16 protein-coding genes and 1 tRNA gene are annotated in these 16,574 nt (G+C 60.6%); all 17 read right to left on the reverse strand.

Annotated elements, in window-relative coordinates:
• Positions 1–6: 6 nt before the first annotated feature.
• A complete protein-coding gene (locus tag NCR40_RS08280; protein WP_244825472.1) occupies positions 7–1,497 on the reverse strand; it encodes an NADH-quinone oxidoreductase subunit M in 1,491 nt (496 codons plus the stop codon).
• Positions 1,498–1,510: 13 nt separating this feature from the next.
• The gene (gene nuoL / locus NCR40_RS08285; protein WP_244825474.1) at positions 1,511–3,598 is read right to left on the reverse strand and encodes an NADH-quinone oxidoreductase subunit L; all 2,088 of its coding nucleotides are present in this window, start codon (positions 3,596–3,598) and stop codon (positions 1,511–1,513) included.
• A gap of 17 nt (positions 3,599–3,615) precedes the next feature.
• On the reverse strand, positions 3,616–3,921 hold the full coding sequence (nuoK, locus tag NCR40_RS08290) for an NADH-quinone oxidoreductase subunit NuoK (RefSeq protein ID WP_031360677.1): 306 nt from the start codon (positions 3,919–3,921) through the stop codon (positions 3,616–3,618).
• Between the two features lie 20 nt (positions 3,922–3,941).
• On the reverse strand, positions 3,942–4,619 hold the full coding sequence (locus tag NCR40_RS08295) for an NADH-quinone oxidoreductase subunit J (RefSeq protein WP_244825476.1): 678 nt from the start codon (positions 4,617–4,619) through the stop codon (positions 3,942–3,944).
• 233 nt (positions 4,620–4,852) lie between these two features.
• Positions 4,853–5,341: an NADH-quinone oxidoreductase subunit NuoI gene (gene nuoI, locus NCR40_RS08300; protein ID WP_244825478.1), complete on the reverse strand. Its 489-nt coding sequence runs from the start codon at positions 5,339–5,341 to the stop codon at positions 4,853–4,855.
• Positions 5,342–5,374: 33 nt separating this feature from the next.
• A complete protein-coding gene (gene nuoH, locus NCR40_RS08305) occupies positions 5,375–6,439 on the reverse strand; it encodes an NADH-quinone oxidoreductase subunit NuoH (RefSeq protein ID WP_244825480.1) in 1,065 nt (354 codons plus the stop codon).
• Positions 6,440–8,776, reverse strand: a complete 2,337-nt coding sequence (nuoG, locus tag NCR40_RS08310) for an NADH-quinone oxidoreductase subunit NuoG (RefSeq protein ID WP_250465135.1) — start codon at positions 8,774–8,776, stop codon at positions 6,440–6,442.
• Between the two features lie 49 nt (positions 8,777–8,825).
• Entirely contained in the window at positions 8,826–10,148 is a 1,323-nt protein-coding gene (nuoF, locus tag NCR40_RS08315; RefSeq protein ID WP_244825483.1) for an NADH-quinone oxidoreductase subunit NuoF, read from the reverse strand.
• Positions 10,145–10,630, reverse strand: a complete 486-nt coding sequence (nuoE, locus tag NCR40_RS08320; RefSeq protein ID WP_244825485.1) for an NADH-quinone oxidoreductase subunit NuoE — start codon at positions 10,628–10,630, stop codon at positions 10,145–10,147. Before nuoE ends, nuoF begins: the two co-directional genes overlap by 4 nt.
• A 144-nt stretch (positions 10,631–10,774) precedes the next feature.
• The gene (locus tag NCR40_RS08325) at positions 10,775–12,028 is read right to left on the reverse strand and encodes an NADH-quinone oxidoreductase subunit D (RefSeq protein WP_250465136.1); all 1,254 of its coding nucleotides are present in this window, start codon (positions 12,026–12,028) and stop codon (positions 10,775–10,777) included.
• A 9-nt stretch (positions 12,029–12,037) separates the two neighbouring features.
• Positions 12,038–12,637, reverse strand: a complete 600-nt coding sequence (locus tag NCR40_RS08330) for an NADH-quinone oxidoreductase subunit C (RefSeq protein ID WP_244825489.1) — start codon at positions 12,635–12,637, stop codon at positions 12,038–12,040.
• Between the two features lie 20 nt (positions 12,638–12,657).
• On the reverse strand, positions 12,658–13,137 hold the full coding sequence (locus tag NCR40_RS08335) for a NuoB/complex I 20 kDa subunit family protein (RefSeq protein ID WP_006052903.1): 480 nt from the start codon (positions 13,135–13,137) through the stop codon (positions 12,658–12,660).
• Positions 13,138–13,198: 61 nt separating this feature from the next.
• Entirely contained in the window at positions 13,199–13,558 is a 360-nt protein-coding gene (locus tag NCR40_RS08340) for an NADH-quinone oxidoreductase subunit A (RefSeq protein ID WP_244825491.1), read from the reverse strand.
• 209 nt (positions 13,559–13,767) lie between these two features.
• Positions 13,768–13,852, reverse strand: a tRNA-Leu gene (locus NCR40_RS08345).
• A gap of 161 nt (positions 13,853–14,013) precedes the next feature.
• Positions 14,014–14,409: a preprotein translocase subunit SecG gene (gene secG, locus NCR40_RS08350; RefSeq protein ID WP_250509196.1), complete on the reverse strand. Its 396-nt coding sequence runs from the start codon at positions 14,407–14,409 to the stop codon at positions 14,014–14,016.
• 81 nt (positions 14,410–14,490) lie between these two features.
• Complete coding sequence (gene tpiA / locus NCR40_RS08355) at positions 14,491–15,264, reverse strand: triose-phosphate isomerase (protein ID WP_250509197.1); 774 nt, start codon at positions 15,262–15,264, stop codon at positions 14,491–14,493.
• Between the two features lie 253 nt (positions 15,265–15,517).
• Positions 15,518–16,534 (reverse strand): NAD(P)H-quinone oxidoreductase, encoded by a 1,017-nt coding sequence (locus tag NCR40_RS08360; protein WP_250465138.1) that lies wholly within the window; start codon positions 16,532–16,534, stop codon positions 15,518–15,520.
• Positions 16,535–16,574: the final 40 nt, after the last annotated feature.

The raw sequence follows: 16,574 nt of genomic DNA on the forward strand, positions 1-16,574 counted from the left end.
ACGGCGTTACTGATCCAGCGGCAGCTTGGACTGCGCGACGTGGGAGAGCAGGTTTGCCACCGATTCGTGCATGACGTCGGTGAAGGGCTTCGGATGCAGGCCCATGTACAGCGTGAACGCTGCGAGCACCACCAGCATGAACATTTCGCGCTTGTTGATGTCCTTCAGCTTCGCGACATGGTCGTTCGCCACGGCGCCGAAGTACACGCGCTTGTACATCCACAGCGTATAGGCCGCGCCGAGAATCAGCGTGAACGTGGCCAGGAAACCGATCCAGAAGTTGAACTTCACGGCGGCCAGAATCACCATGAACTCGCCGACGAAACCCGAGGTGCCCGGCAGGCCGCAGTTGGCCATGGCGAACAACATGGAGAACGCCGCGAACTTCGGCATGGTATTGACGACACCGCCGTAATCCGCGATCTGGCGCGAGTGGACGCGGTCGTACAGCACGCCGATGGAAAGGAACATCGCGCCCGAGACGAAGCCGTGCGAGATCATCTGGATGATCGCGCCTTCCACGCCAAGCTGGCTGAAGATGAAGAAGCCAAGCGTGACGAAGCCCATGTGCGCAATCGACGAATACGCCACCAGCTTCTTCATGTCCGCCTGAACGAGCGCGACAAGACCGATGTAGATCACCGCGATCAGCGACAGCGTGATGACCACGGGCGCGAGAAAGTGGCTTGCGTCCGGCGCGATGGGCAGCGAAAAGCGCAGGAAACCGTACGCGCCGAGCTTCAGCATGATCGCGGCAAGCACGACCGAGCCGCCCGTCGGTGCTTCCACGTGCGCGTCCGGCAGCCAGGTGTGGACGGGCCACATCGGCACCTTGACGGCGAACGCGAGGAAGAACGCTATGAACAGCAGCACCTGCGGCGTCATGCCGATCTTCGCGGCTTGCCACGTGGCGAGGTCGAACGTGTGCGTCTGCGTGTACAGGTACAGCAGCGCGATCAGCATCAGAAGCGAGCCGGCCAGCGTGTACAGGAAGAACTTGAACGCCGCATACACACGGTTCGGACCGCCCCACACGCCGATGATGATGTACATCGGGATGAGCGTGGCTTCGAAGAACACGTAGAACAACAGGCCGTCGGCGGTCGAGAACACGCCGATCATGATGCCCGAGAGAATCAGGAACGCGGCCAGGTACTGCGAGACGCGCTCGGTGATCACTTCCCATGCGGCGATCACCACGATCACCGTGATGAGCGCGGTCAGCACGACAAACCACATCGAGATGCCGTCCACGCCCAGGTGATACGTGATGTTGAAGCGTTCGATCCAGCTCGCCTGCTCGACGAACTGCAACGCGGCCGTCGACGTATCGAAGCCGGTGATGAGGGGGATCGTGACGATCAGCCCGAGCACCGAGCCGATCAATGCAACCCAGCGCGCGGGCGCCGGGTTGTGGTCGTTACCTATAGCCAGGACCAGGACGCCGAATACGATCGGCAGCCAGATCGCGACACTGAGAATCGGAAAAGAGTGCATAGGGTCCCTCGCCTTATTTGCCGCCGAGCGTTACAAACAGGGTCAAGAGCCCCAACATGCCGATAATCATGGCGAACGCGTAGTGATAGATGTAACCGGATTGAAGGAAGCGGATCACACCGGCGAACCAGCCGACGAACCGCGCACTGCCGTTGACGATGCCGTCGATGACGACCACATCGCCCTCTTTCCACAGCCCCCGGCCAATGGCGACCGCGCCCTTGGCGAAGACCACTTCGTTGATCTTGTCGAAGTAGTACTTGTTGTCGAGGAGCGTATAGATCGGGCCGGACGCCTTCTTGATGACAGCGGGCAGATCCGGACGCTTGATATACAGGAACCACGCGACGATCACGCCGAAAGCCGCGATCCACACCGGTCCCGGCGTGATAATGCCGTGCAGCGCCATGGCCATCCAGCCGTGGAACTCCGTGGCCATTTCCTTCAGGCCTTCGTGGTTTTCGGCGATGTAGATCACCTTGTCGAAGATCACGCCGTGCGAGAAGAAGTCGCCGTAGACCATCGGACCGATACCGATCGCGCCGATGATGATCGACGGAATAGCCAGCAGCACGAGCGGCAGCCACACCACCCACGGGGTTTCGTGCGGCACGTGCGCGTGGCCGTGGTCATCATGGCCGTGCCCGTGGTCGTCGTGACCATGGCCGTGCGAATCGTGACCGTGGCCATGTGCTTCAGCTTGACCCATCGGCGAATCGGGATGCTTCGGACCGCGGAAACGCTCCGGACCGTGGAACACCATGAAGTACATGCGAAACGAGTACAGCGACGTGACGAACACGCTTGCGACCACCGCGAAGTACGCAAAGCCGGAGCCCGCCAAGTGCGAGGCCTTGGCCGCTTCGATGATCGAATCTTTCGAGTAGAAGCCGGAGAAGAACGGCGTGCCGATCAGCGCGAGCGAACCGATCAGCGACGTGATCCAGGTGATCGGCATGTACTTGCGCAGACCGCCCATGTTGCGCATGTCCTGGTCGTGGTGCATGCCGATGATGACCGAACCCGCGCCGAGGAACAGCAACGCCTTGAAGAACGCATGCGTGGCAAGGTGGAACACGGCGACCGGATAAGCCGACACGCCGAGCGCGACCGTCATGTAACCGAGCTGCGATAGCGTGGAGTAAGCCACCACGCGCTTGATGTCGTTCTGCACGACGCCGAGAAAGCCCATGAACAACGCGGTGATCGCACCGATGACCGTGACGAACGACAGCGCCGCATCCGAATGCTCGAAGAGCGGCGACATGCGCGTCACCATGAAGATACCGGCCGTTACCATGGTTGCCGCGTGGATCAGCGCGGAGATCGGCGTCGGGCCTTCCATCGAGTCGGGCAGCCACACGTGCAGCGGAAACTGCGCGGACTTACCCATCGCGCCGATGAAGAGGCAAATGCACGATACCGTCAGCAAGCCCCATTGCGTGCCGGGGAAGGTCATGGTCGCGAGCTTGTCGCTTTGCGCGAACACGTCGCCGTAGTTCAACGAGCCGCCGAACGCCAGCAACAGGCCGATGCCCAGCAGAAAACCGAAGTCGCCCACGCGGTTCACGATAAACGCCTTCATGTTGGCGTAGATCGCGGTTTCACGCGTGAAGTAGAAGCCGATCAGCAAGTACGACACGAGACCCACGGCTTCCCAGCCGAAGAACAGCTGCAGGAAGTTGTTCGCCATGACGAGCATCAGCATGGAAAACGTGAAGAGCGAGATGTATGAGAAGAACCGCTCGTAACCGACTTCTTCATCCGCCATGTAGCCGATGGTGTAGATGTGCACCATCAGCGAGACGAAGGTCACGATGACCATCATCATCGCGGTGAGCGAGTCGACCAGGAAGCCGACTTCCATCTTGAGCGAACCGACCGTCATCCATTCGTAGACGGTGGCGTTGTAGCTCGCGCCGTTCAGCACGTCGAAGAAGACCATCGCGGACAGCACGAAGGAGATCGCGACGCCGAGAATCGTCACGCTGTGCGCGCCCTTGCGCCCTATCGTCTTTCCCAGCAGCCCCGCGATCAGCGAACCGGCAAGCGGCGCCAGCGGAACCGCAAGCAGGACGTTTTCATTGAGTGTCATGGACATAACAGCCTAGCCTGAAATTAACCTTTGAGCTGATCGAGGTCCTCGACGTTGATCGTGTCGAGGCTGCGGAACAGGGTCACGAGAATCGCGAGACCGATTGCCGCTTCAGCAGCAGCCACGGTCAGCACGAAGAACACGAAGATCTGGCCGTGTATGTCGCCCAGATAATGCGAGAACGCGACGAAATTGGTGTTCACCGCGAGCAGCATCAGCTCGATGGCCATCAAGATGATGATGACGTTGCGGCGGTTCAGGAAGATGCCGACGATGCTGATCGCAAAGAGGATCGCACCGAGCACGAGGTAATGGGCAAGACTCAACATTTCGATATTCTCCTTCGCGCTCAGCCCTTGTTGTCGACCGTTCCCGCACCGATGTTGCCGGTCACGGGCGGTTCCGTCGCGGCGTCGGGCGCCTCTGTCTCGGACTTCATCTTGACGATACGCACGCGGTCCTGGGCGCGCACCTTGACCTGCTGGCTGACGGTCTGCGTCTTCTTGTCCTTCTTGTCGCGAATGGTGAGCGAGATCGCCGCGATGATGGCGACCAGCAGCACGAGACCGGCGATTTCGAACGCGAAGATGTAGTCCGTGTAGATGATCTTGCCGATGAGCTGCGTGTTCGGCATCACCGCCGCGCCGCTGACAGCCGCGCCGACCACCGGCGTGGTCGTCGCGCCGAAACCGTGCCACAGGATCAGCGCCGTTTCCACCACGATGATCGCGCCCACGATGCTCGCGAGCGGCACGAAGCGTCTGAAGTCGCGTCGCAGTACGTCGATGTTGATGTCGAGCATCATCACGACGAAGAGGAACAGCACCATCACGGCGCCCACGTAGACGAGAACCAGCAGGATCGCGAGGAATTCGGCCTGCAGCAGCATCCAGATCGCGGCCGCGTTGAAGAACGCGAGCACGAGGAAGAGCGCGGATGACACCGGGTTGCGCGAAGTGATCACCTTCAGCGCCGACACGGTCAGGAGCAGCGCGAAGATATAGAACAGTACGGTTGTGAATTCCATGATTACCGGTTCATCGTTAGGCCATCAAGAGGCATGGTGTATCGGCGCTTCGGCTCGCTCTCTCCGTGCGACGGACAAAGCGCGGCCGGGGAAGATCAGCCACGAAGCACGGTCACTAAGCGCGCCGCATTGTGCCAGACAGCAACAACAAAAACGCAACGACATGTCGAGGACCGGAGCGCGCGAACGTGGTTTCTGTTTCTCTCGCGCGGCGCTCCAGGCTCGGCTTCGCATCAACGATAAGGCGCGTCTGCCGCCTTCGATGCGGCGATTTCCGTCTCGTAACGGTCGCCCACCGCAAGCAGCATGTCCTTCGTGAAGTACAGGTCGCCGCGCTTCTCGCCGTGATATTCGAGGATGTGCGTCTCGACGATCGAGTCGACCGGGCAGCTTTCTTCGCAGAAGCCGCAGAAGATGCACTTGGTCAGGTCGATGTCGTAGCGCGTCGTGCGGCGCGTATTGTCAGCACGCGTTTCCGATTCGATCGTAATGGCGAGCGCCGGGCACACTGCCTCGCACAGCTTGCAGGCAATGCAGCGCTCTTCACCGTTTTCATAGCGGCGCAGTGCATGCAGGCCACGAAAACGCGGAGAAATAGGCGTCTTCTCTTCCGGGAACTGCACCGTGATCTTGCGCTGGAACGTGTAGCGTCCCGTCAGCGCCAGACCCTTGAGCAGCTCGGTCAGGAAGAAGGTCTTAAAAAAGCTCTGTATTGCGTTCATGATATTTGTCCGCTCTTGTCTCTTTGCGCGCCGTTACTTCCAGATGTTGAGCGGCGACATGATCCAGAAGCCGACCACGACGACCCACACCACCGACACCGGCAGGAACACTTTCCAGCCAAGACGCATGATCTGGTCGTAGCGGTAACGCGGGAAAGTCGCGCGCGCCCAGATGAAGACCGACAGCAGGAGGAAGACCTTGAAAACGAACCAGAACACGCCCGGGATGAACGACAGGAAGCCGAACGGTGCGTCCCAGCCGCCGAGGAACAGCGTCGTGGCGATCGCCGAGATCACGATCATGTTGATGTACTCGGCGAGGAAGAACAGCGCGAACGCCATGCCGGAGTAATCGATCATGTGACCGGCGACGATTTCCGATTCGCCTTCCACCACGTCGAACGGATGGCGGTTCGTTTCGGCGATGCCCGAGATGAAATACACGACGAACATTGGCAGAAGCGGCAGCCAGTTCCACGACAGGAAGTTGACGCCGAAGCCCGCGAAAATGCCGCGCTGCTGCGACGTGACGATATCCGACATGTTCAGCGTGCCCGCGACCATCAGGACGACGACCAGCGCGAAGCCCATCGAGATTTCGTAGGACACCATCTGCGCCGCCGCGCGCATGGCGCCGAGGAACGCGTACTTCGAGTTCGACGCCCAGCCCGCGAGAATCACGCCGTACACGCCGATGGACGAGATCGCCATGACATACAGCAGACCGGCGTTGATGTCGCCGAGCACAGCCTTGGCCTGGAACGGAATGACCGCCCACACGGCGAACGCCGGGACCACCGTCATGATCGGCGCGATCACGTAGATCCACTTGCTTGCTTGCGTCGGCTGAATGACTTCCTTGAGCAACAGCTTCAGCACGTCCGCAATTGGCTGCAAGAGACCTGCCGGGCCGACGCGGTTCGGGCCGAGACGCACGTGCATCCAGCCGATGAGCTTGCGTTCCCAGAGAATCAGGTACGCGACGCACAGCAGGATCACTACCGCGACCACGACAATGCGCACCAGCGCCCACACCGTTGGCCATGCGACGCCCAGAATTTGCGTGCCGCCCGCGTTGATCGTATCGAACAAGCCCATTTACGCCTTCTCCACTACCAGTTCGCCGAACAGGCCGCCAAGCGCGGCGCCGGCTGACGTGCCCGCCGATACGCGGACCACCGATTCCGCCAGATTCGCATCGCGAACCGCGGGCAGCACCACCGACAGATTGCCTTGCTTGACGCGCACTGCTTCGCCGTCTTTCAGGCCGAGCTGGTCGAAAAGCGCGGTCGGCAGACCCGCCATGTTCGCGTCGCGGGCCGCGGCCGTCAGATGCAGCGACGGGGCGCGGCGCACCAGTGCGTCGGCGTGATAGATCGGCACGTCGGCAAGACGCTGGAAGCCGCCGTTCGCCGTGACATTCGACGCCGCGCGCTTGGCCGCGACCGTCGTCTCGTTCGACAAACGCGCGCTCAACTCACCCGTGCCGAGTGCGGCGATACGCACTTCTTCGGCCGTGTCGTAATCGAAGCCCGACAGACCGAGCAACGTGCCGAGCACCCGCAGAACCTTCCAGCCCGGACGCGTGTCGCCCAGCGCGCGCACGACGCCGTTGAACGACTGAGCCGTGCCTTCCGCGTTGACGAAGGTGCCCGACGTTTCCGTGAACGGCGCGATGGGCAGCAACACGTCCGCGTAGTCGAGGCCGTGCTTGAACGACGACATCACCACGACCATTTCCGCCTGCTTCAATGCGGCGATGGCTTGTGCGGGGTTGGCCGTATCGAATTCCGGTTCTGCATTGAGCAGCACGTAGCCCTTGCGCGGCTGTTCGAACACTTCGCGCGCGTTGAGACCGCCTTCGCCCGGCAGGACGTCGACCAGATGCGCGCCCACTGAATTCGCGCCTTCGGTCAGGAAGCCAAGCGTGGCGCCCGTGCTGTTCGCGATCCATTGCGCCGCCGCGTGAATCTGCGCGAAATCGGGATGCTGAACCGCGAGGTTGCCGAGCAGCACGACGCGCTTGTCGCCCGCCGAGAGCGATGCCGCGACATCTTTCGCCGCCGCCGATACTTCGCGTCCGGCAAACGCTTCAGGCAGTTCCGAGCCACGCGCTTCGGCCACCGCGGCTGCGATGCCCGCGAGCTGGTCGAGCCAAGCCGACGGCGCCGCCACCAGGCGATGCGCGGTCGGGATCAGCGAGTCGTCGTTGCTTGCGTTGAGAAGCGTGAGCATGGCGCCATTCTTCGCCGCCTGACGCAGACGCGCGGCCAGCAACGGATGATCGCGACGCAAGAACGAACCGATGATGAACGCGGTATCGACATTCGACAGATCCGCGATAGGCACGCCGAGCCAGGGTGCGCCGACGCCCAGGGGCGCCGAGAAGTCGTTCTGACGCAGACGGAAATCGACGTTGGGCGTACCCACGCCTTCCGCGAATTGCTTCAGCAGGAAAAGTTCTTCGACCGTTGCATGCGGCGTGGCCAGCGCAGCGATGGCGTTCGCGCCGTGGTCCGCCTTGATACCCTTGATGCCCTTCGCCACGTATTCGAGCGCGGTCTGCCAGTCGGTTTCGATCCAGTTGCCGCCTTGCTTGAGCATGGGCGTGCTCAGGCGCTCGTCGCCGTTCAGGCCTTCGTAGGAGAAGCGATCCTTGTCCGAGATCCAGCATTCGTTGATGGCTTCGTTTTCCATCGGCAGAACGCGCATGACGCGATTGTTCTTCACCTGGACGACGAGGTTCGCGCCAACGGAATCGTGCGGGCTCACCGACTTGCGGCGCGACAGTTCCCACGTACGCGCGCTATAGCGGAACGGCTTGCTCGTGAGCGCGCCGACCGGGCACAGATCGATCATGTTGCCGGACAGTTCGGAGTCGACCGTCTTGCCGACGAACGAGGTGATTTCCGAATGCTCGCCACGGCCCAGCATGCCGAGTTCCATCACACCGGCCACTTCCTGGCCAAAGCGCACGCAGCGTGTGCAGTGGATGCAGCGCGTCATCTCTTCCATGGAGATGAGCGGGCCGACGTTCTTGTGGAACACCACGCGCTTTTCTTCGCTATAGCGCGATTGCGACTTGCCGTAACCGACGGCCAGATCCTGCAACTGGCACTCGCCGCCCTGATCGCAAATAGGGCAATCCAGCGGGTGGTTGATCAGCAGGAACTCCATCACCGACTGCTGCGCCTTCACGGCCTTGTCGGAAGTGGTACGCACGATCATGCCGTTGGATACGGGCGTGGCGCACGCGGGAACGGCCTTCGGCATCTTTTCGACTTCGACGAGGCACATCCGGCAGTTCGCCGCGATCGACAGCTTCTTGTGATAGCAGAAGTGAGGAATGTACGTATCGACCTTATGCGCAGCCTGGATCACCATGCTGCCTTCAGGAACCTCGACCGTCTTGCCGTCAATTTCTAGTTCAACCATGATGGATAAAGATCCTCAACCTCTGTCGCGCATCTGATTGCGCGTCTGATTACGCGGTAAGCGCTTCGGACGCCGCATGATGCGCGTGCCCGCCGACGAGACAATGCTTGTGCTCGACGTGATATTCGAATTCGTTCCAGAAGTGCTTGAGCATGCCGCGCACGGGCATGGCCGCCGCATCGCCGAGCGCGCAAATCGTGCGTCCCATGATGTTTTCGGCAACCGAGTTCAAGAGATCCAGATCTTCCTTGCGGCCAAGCCCGTGCTCGATACGATGCACCACGCGATACAGCCAGCCCGTGCCTTCGCGGCAAGGCGTGCACTGACCGCACGACTCTTCGTAATAGAAGTACGACAGACGCAGCAGCGAACGCACCATGCAACGCGTTTCGTTCATGACGATGACCGCGCCCGAGCCGAGCATGGAGCCCGCCTTGGCGATGGAATCGTAGTCCATGTCCGTTGCGAGCATCATCTCGCCTGGCACGACCGGCGCGGACGAACCGCCTGGAATGACCGCCTTGATCGACTCGCCGCGTACACCGCCGGCCAGTTCCATCAGCGTGGCGAACGGCGTGCCGAGCGGCACTTCATAGTTGCCAGGACGATTCACGTCACCCGACACTGAGAAGATCTTCGTGCCGCCGTTATTCGGCTTGCCGATCTCGAGGTAATTCTGCGGGCCGATTTCCAACAGGAACGGCACGGCCGCGAACGTCTCGGTGTTGTTGATGGTGGTCGGCTTGCCGTACACGCCGAAGCTCGCCGGGAACGGCGGCTTGAAGCGCGGCTGGCCTTTCTTGCCTTCCAGCGATTCCAGCAGCGCGGTTTCTTCACCGCAGATATACGCGCCATAGCCATGATGCGCGTACAACTCGAACGAAAAGCCCGTGCCCAGGATGTTCGCGCCGAGATAACCGGCCGCGCGCGCCTCTTCGAGCGCCGCTTCGAACACGCGATAGACCTCGAAGATCTCGCCGTGAATGTAGTTGTAGCCCACGGTGATGCCCATTGCGTACGCGCCGATGGCCATGCCTTCGATTAGCGAATGCGGGTTCCAGCGCAGGATGTCGCGATCCTTGAACGTGCCCGGTTCGCCTTCGTCCGAATTGCAGACGAGATACTTTTGCCCCGGGAACTGACGCGGCATGAAGCTCCACTTGAGGCCGGTCGGAAAACCCGCGCCGCCGCGGCCGCGCAGACCCGACGCCTTGACGTCGGCGATCACTTGCTCGGGCGGAATCTTTTCTTCGAGAATGCGCCGCAACTGCTTGTAACCGCCGCGCGCAACGTAATCTTCGAGATGCCAGTTCTCGCCGTTGAGGCCAGCGAGGATCAGCGGCTTGATGTGACGATCGTGGAGTGACGTCATTTCGAAAGTTCCTCGATCAACTGGTCGATTTTCTCGTGGCTCAGGAAGCTGCACATGCGGTGATTGTTCACCAGCACGACAGGTGCGTCGCCGCACGCGCCGAAGCATTCGCCTTCTTTCAGCGTGAACTTGCCGTCCGGCGTGGTTTCGCCGAAGTCGATGCCAAGCTTCTGCTTGAGATACTGAGCAGCACTATCCGAGCCACCGTCCGGGCCGAGCTGGCAAGGCAGGTTCGTGCAAAGCGTGATCTTGTGCTTGCCGACCGGCGCGAGGTTATACATGGTGTAGAACGTCGCGACTTCCTGCACGGCGACCGGCGGCATGCTGAGATAGCTCGCCACGAACTGCATGAGTTCCGGCGAGAGCCACCCGTGCTCTTCCTGAGCGACAGCCAGCGCTGCCATCACCGCGGATTGCTTTTGCTCCGCGGGATATTTCGCGACCGCGCGATCGATTTCTTTCAGGCCTTCAGCTGAGATCATTTTCAGACACGACTCTTTCAATTCCTACCGAACGAAAACCTGCCGCGCCCTTCTTGTTGCGGCAGACCTGGCGTCCTGCGGTTTGCTGTTATTGCTGCTGCGCTGTTCGCTTGGGCGTCGAGCGAGAACCAATACGAACGGCTATCAGCGATCGATTTCGCCGAACACGATGTCTTGCGTGCCGATGATCGTCACGGCATCCGCGATCATGTGGCCGCGCGCCATTTCGTCGAGCGACGCGAGATGCGCGTAGCCCGGAGCGCGAATCTTGAGGCGATAAGGCTTGTTCGCGCCGTCCGAAATCAGATAGATGCCGAACTCGCCCTTCGGATGCTCGACGGCGGCATACGTCTCGCCTTCGGGCACGTGGAAGCCTTCGGTGAAGAGCTTGAAGTGGTGAATCAGCTCTTCCATGTTGCTCTTCATGCCGACGCGCGAAGGCGGCGCAACCTTGTGATTATCGACCATCACCGGGCCCGGATTCTTGCGCAGCCAGGCAATGCACTGTTTGGCGATACGCACGGACTGACGCATTTCCTCGACGCGCACCAGATAGCGGTCGTAGCAGTCGCCGTTCACGCCAACCGGAATGTCGAAGTCGAGTTGGTCATAGACTTCGTACGGCTGCTTCTTGCGCAGATCCCATTCGATGCCCGAGCCACGCAGCATTGCACCGGAAAGACCCATCTGCAACGCGCGCTCAGGACTCACCACGCCGATGCCGACAAGCCGCTGCTTCCAGATACGGTTGTCGGTGAGCAGCGTTTCGTACTCGTCGACACAGTGCGGGAAGCGATTGAAGAAGTCTTCGATGAAGTCGAGCAGCGAACCTTGACGGTTCTCGTTCATCCGGTCGAGCGCCTTCGCATTGCGAATTTTGGACGCCTTGTATTGCGGCATTGCGTCAGGCAGATCGCGATAAACGCCACCCGGACGATAGTAAGCCGCGTGCATGCGCGCGCCCGACACCGCCTCGTAGACGTCCATCAGATCTTCGCGCTCGCGAAACGCATAGAGGAACACCGCCATGGCGCCGACGTCGAGCGCGTGCGATCCGATCCACATCAGGTGGTTCAGCACGCGCGTGATTTCGTCGAACAGCACGCGGATGTACTTCGCGCGGATCGGCACGTCGATACCGAGCAGCTTTTCGATGGCGAGCACATAGCCGTGCTCGTTGACCATCATCGACACGTAGTCCAGGCGGTCCATGTACGGAACCGACTGAATGAAGGTCTTGGTTTCCGCCAACTTTTCGGTCGCGCGATGCAAGAGGCCGATGTGCGGATCTGCGCGCTGGATGACTTCGCCGTCGAGTTCCAGCACGAGACGCAGCACACCGTGCGCTGCAGGGTGTTGCGGGCCGAAGTTCAGCGTGTAGTTCTTGATCTCTGCCATGGCGTTCTCTTAATGTTTCAGACCGCCGTAGCGATCTTCGCGAATCACGCGCGGCGTGATCTCGCGCGGTTCGATCGTCACAGGCTGATACACGACGCGCTTCTCTTCCGGGTCGTAGCGCATTTCCACGTAGCCGGAGATCGGGAAGTCCTTGCGGAACGGATGGCCGATGAAGCCATAGTCCGTGAGAATGCGGCGCAGGTCGGGATGGCCTTCGAACACGATGCCGTACAGGTCGAACGCTTCGCGCTCGTACCAATTTGTCGACGACCAGATGTCGACCACCGACGGCACGATGGGCACTTCGTCGTCCGGTGCGAACACGCGCACGCGCACGCGCCAGTTGTTCGCGATGGACAGAAGATGCAGCACAGCGGCAAAACGCGGGCCGTCGTAGACGCCGTCGCCGAAGGTCGAATAGTCGACGCCGCACAGGTCCATGCACTGCTCGAAGCCGAGCGAGCGATCGTCACGCAGCCGGGTCGCGACTTCGATGTAGTCGGCCGCTTTCACGACCACCGTTACCTGACCCAGCGACTCGGTGACTTGGAGACGGTCGCCAAACGCCGCCTCGAGGTTCGCTTTGAGGGTCTCGAGTTTGCTTGCCATAATTGGGGAGGCTTAGGCCTTTATTGACGCGCGATGGTGTTGGTCCGGCGAATCTTCGCCTGCAACTGGATCACGCCGTAGACCAGCGCTTCGGCGGTCGGAGGACAGCCGGGCACGTAGACGTCGACCGGAACGATACGGTCGCAGCCGCGCACGACGGAATACGAATAGTGATAGTACCCGCCGCCGTTCGCGCACGAACCCATGGAGATGACCCAGCGCGGCTCGGCCATCTGGTCGTACACCTTACGAAGCGCGGGCGCCATCTTGTTGCACAGCGTGCCTGCCACGATCATGACGTCGGACTGACGCGGGCTCGGGCGAAACACCACGCCGAAGCGATCCAGGTCGTAGCGCGCCGCGCCCGCATGCATCATCTCGACCGCACAGCAGGCGAGACCGAACGTCATCGGCCAAAGAGAGCCGGTGCGCGTCCAGTTGATCAGCTTGTCAGCCGTGGTGGTGACAAAGCCTTCCTTCAAGACCCCTTCGATACTCATTTGTTTTCCACTCCAGATGAGCTGCCAGCCATAGCCGCCCATGAATCCGGTGATCTAACTTTCATTCCCAGTCGAGTCCGCCCTTTCTCCAGATGTAGGCGAAGCCGAGCAAAAATTCGAGCAGAAAAATCATCATGGCCATGAAGCCCGGCCACCCGATATCGCGCAGGGCAACACCCCACGGAAACAGGAACGCCGTCTCAAGGTCGAAGATGATGAAAAGAATCGCGACGAGATAGTAACGCACATCGAACTTCATACGCGCGTCTTCGAAGGCTTCGAAGCCGCATTCGTACGGTGCGTTCTTTTCGGTGTCGGGTCTGTTGGGACCGAGAACTTTGCCGATGCTGACCAACGCTATACCCAGACCGAGGCCGACTACGATAAACAAGAAGACGGGGTAATAGGGTGCGAGGTTCAAGGCTATCCTCAGATCGGTAGATGTGGTCTGTGACTGTCTGGGTGCTGCTGCCGGCGCAAATGCACGGCGGAGAATTCACTTCGGACCGCTTGGTAACTCTTCGGCACCATGCTTATCACAACGATAAGTCAATGTGAAACCGTAAGGGTACTCCAGAAGTGACAATGCCAGCCGAAGCGATGCATGCGGCTGGCATTTGGATAACTTTTTGGTGCCGACGGCGAGACTCGAACTCGCACAGCTTTCGCCACTACCCCCTCAAGATAGCGTGTCTACCAATTTCACCACGTCGGCACTGTACTGCAATCCGGGAAAACAACTTCTTAATTGCCGCGAATCGCTACAAGACTTGAATTATAACTAGGTCTCACGAATTGTTCAACGCACAAAACACGAATAACGCGAAAATTTGTTCTGGGCGTTTCTTGGACAACCCGGCCGAGGAGTTCGGCGATTTACTTCGGCACGTCGGAACCCGGCGCGCTCGACGCAGGCGCGGCGGATGCTGGCGTAGTCGCAGCGGCAGGCGCCGAACCCGACTTTGCCGCAGCAGGCGCGGGAGCCGTGGACGCAGGCATTGCACCGCCTAGAACGCCCGCGGAAACCTGCGGCTTGTAGCTGCCAATGTAGGTCAGCGCAAGCGTCGTCACGAAGAAGACTGCGGCAAGCACGGCGGTCGTGCGTGATAGGAAGTTAGCGGAACCGGTCGCGCCAAACAGACTGCCCGATGCCCCACTTCCAAACGCCGCACCCATGTCCGCGCCCTTGCCATGCTGCAACAGCACAAGCCCGATCACGCCAAGCGCCGACAACAACTGGACGACGATAATCAAAGTCTTCAAATACAGCATTTCAACTCACCTGGATCTTGATGTTTCCGTGACACTCATGTGCCGCGATTTGCTTCTACGTCTGCCTGACGCTTCGGCCGCTTACTGAATCTCGGCCAACGCCGCCTGGCAAATCGCAAGAAAATCTTCCGACTTCAAGGACGCGCCGCCAATCAGCCCTCCGTCGATGTCCTGTTGCCCGAACAATTCCTGCGCGTTCTCGGGCTTCACGCTGCCGCCATACAACAGCGGCACGTTCGCCACCGACGCACCCTTCTCCGCCAGCTTCGCACGCACGAACGCGTGAACATCCTGCGCTTGCTGCGCCGTGGCGCTCTTGCCCGTGCCGATGGCCCACACCGGCTCGTACGCCACCACGATGCTCGCTGCCTGTTCCTCGGTCAACGCGAGCAACACGGCTTCGAGCTGCGTGCCGACGACTTCTTCAGTCGAGCCTGCTTCGCGCTGTTCGAGCGTCTCGCCGACGCACACAATGGGCGTCAGGCCTGCGTCGATTGCACGCAGCGCCTTGGCCGCCACGAGTTCCGGACTTTCGCGATGATACGCGCGCCGCTCGGAATGCCCGACGATCGCATATGTCACACCGAAATCGGCGGCCATTTCCGCCGCGACTTCTCCGGTGAACGCGCCTTTCTCATGCGCGGACACATCCTGAACGCCCCAGCGCACGACCGAGCCGCTCAAAAGCGCCTGCGATTGCGCGAGGTACGGACATGGAACGCATACGCCCACACCCACGCTCTTCTGCAAGGCCGACGCCCCAACGGCGACCTCGCTCAGCAAAGCCGCGTTCTCTTTGATGCGGCCATGCATCTTCCAGTTGCCCACCACCAGTTTCGCTCGTTGTCTGGACATTGTCTCGTCACTCGACGGCGGTGGAATGACACCGCCATGCGTGGCGGCCTTTGAAGATCACCGGGGCGAACCCGATCGTTCATCAATCGTTCACCCGGAGGTTCAAAGACCACTCTGTTATAGGAATGTTTGAACCCTCTGCGCGTATTTCGAAAAAGCGAACTGCCAACTGCTTGCAAAACAGGCGATTTTACTGTGATACGGCGAAACCGGTCAAACCGCCAGAACCGCAACGCGCAACAATCAAGGGCAATCAGGCGTCCTCGCGCCAGTCGAGCATGATTTTGCCGACGTGCGTGCTGCTTTCCATCAACGTGTGTGCGGCTGCGGCTTCGCTTGCCGGGAACACCTGATGAATCACCGGCTTGATACGCCCCGCCTCGATCTCCGGCCAGACTTGCTCTTTCAGCTTAGCGGCAATCTTCGCCTTGAACGCCACCGGACGCGGCCGCAGGGTCGATCCGGTGATGACCAGCCGACGCCGCAGCACGTCATTGAGATTGATCTCCGCTTTTGCGCCGCCAAGCAGCGCGATCACGCAGATACGCCCGCCATCCGCAAGCGACTTCAGTTCGCGCGGGAGATAATCGCCCGCGACCATGTCGAGAATGACGTCGACTCCACGATCGTTCGTGAGCGAACGCACCACTTCGACGAAATCTTCCGTCTTGTAGTTGATCGCGCGCTCCGCGCCGAGTGCTTCGCAGGCGCGGCACTTTTCGTCGCTGCCGGCCGTGGCGAACACGCGAAAGCCGAGCGCCTTCGCAATCTGTATGGCCGTCACGCCGATACCGCTCGATCCGCCCTGCACGAGCAGCGTCTCCTCGTCGCCGTTTTCGCCCGAACCGAGATGCGCGCGCTCGAAGACATTGCTCCACACGGTGAAGAACGTTTCCGGCAGCGAAGCCGCTTCGATGTCCGTCAATCCAGCCGGAGCCGGCAAACATTGTTCGAGCGGCGCAACCGCGTATTCCGCGTAACCGCCGCCCGCGAGCAGCGCGCAGACGCGATCGCCCTTCTTGAGGCCGAACGGATTATGTTTAGGATCGAAGTCGCCATCGACGATCTCGCCCGCCACTTCGAGCCCCGGCAAATCCGACGCGCCCGGCGGCGGCGCATACGCGCCCTTGCGCTGAAATACATCGGGCCGGTTGACGCCCGAAGCGCTCACCTTGATGAGCACTTCGCACTTGCCCGGCTCGGGCTTCGGGCGCTCGCCCAGCTTCAGCACTTCGGGTGCACCAAACTCAGTGATTTCGATGGCCTTCATTGCTTCTCCCAGACAGTCAGTCGTGTGGCAAGCGCGTTGA

It is taken from the genome of Caballeronia sp. GACF4 (assembly GCF_023631025.1).
GTDB lineage: Bacteria > Pseudomonadota > Gammaproteobacteria > Burkholderiales > Burkholderiaceae > Caballeronia.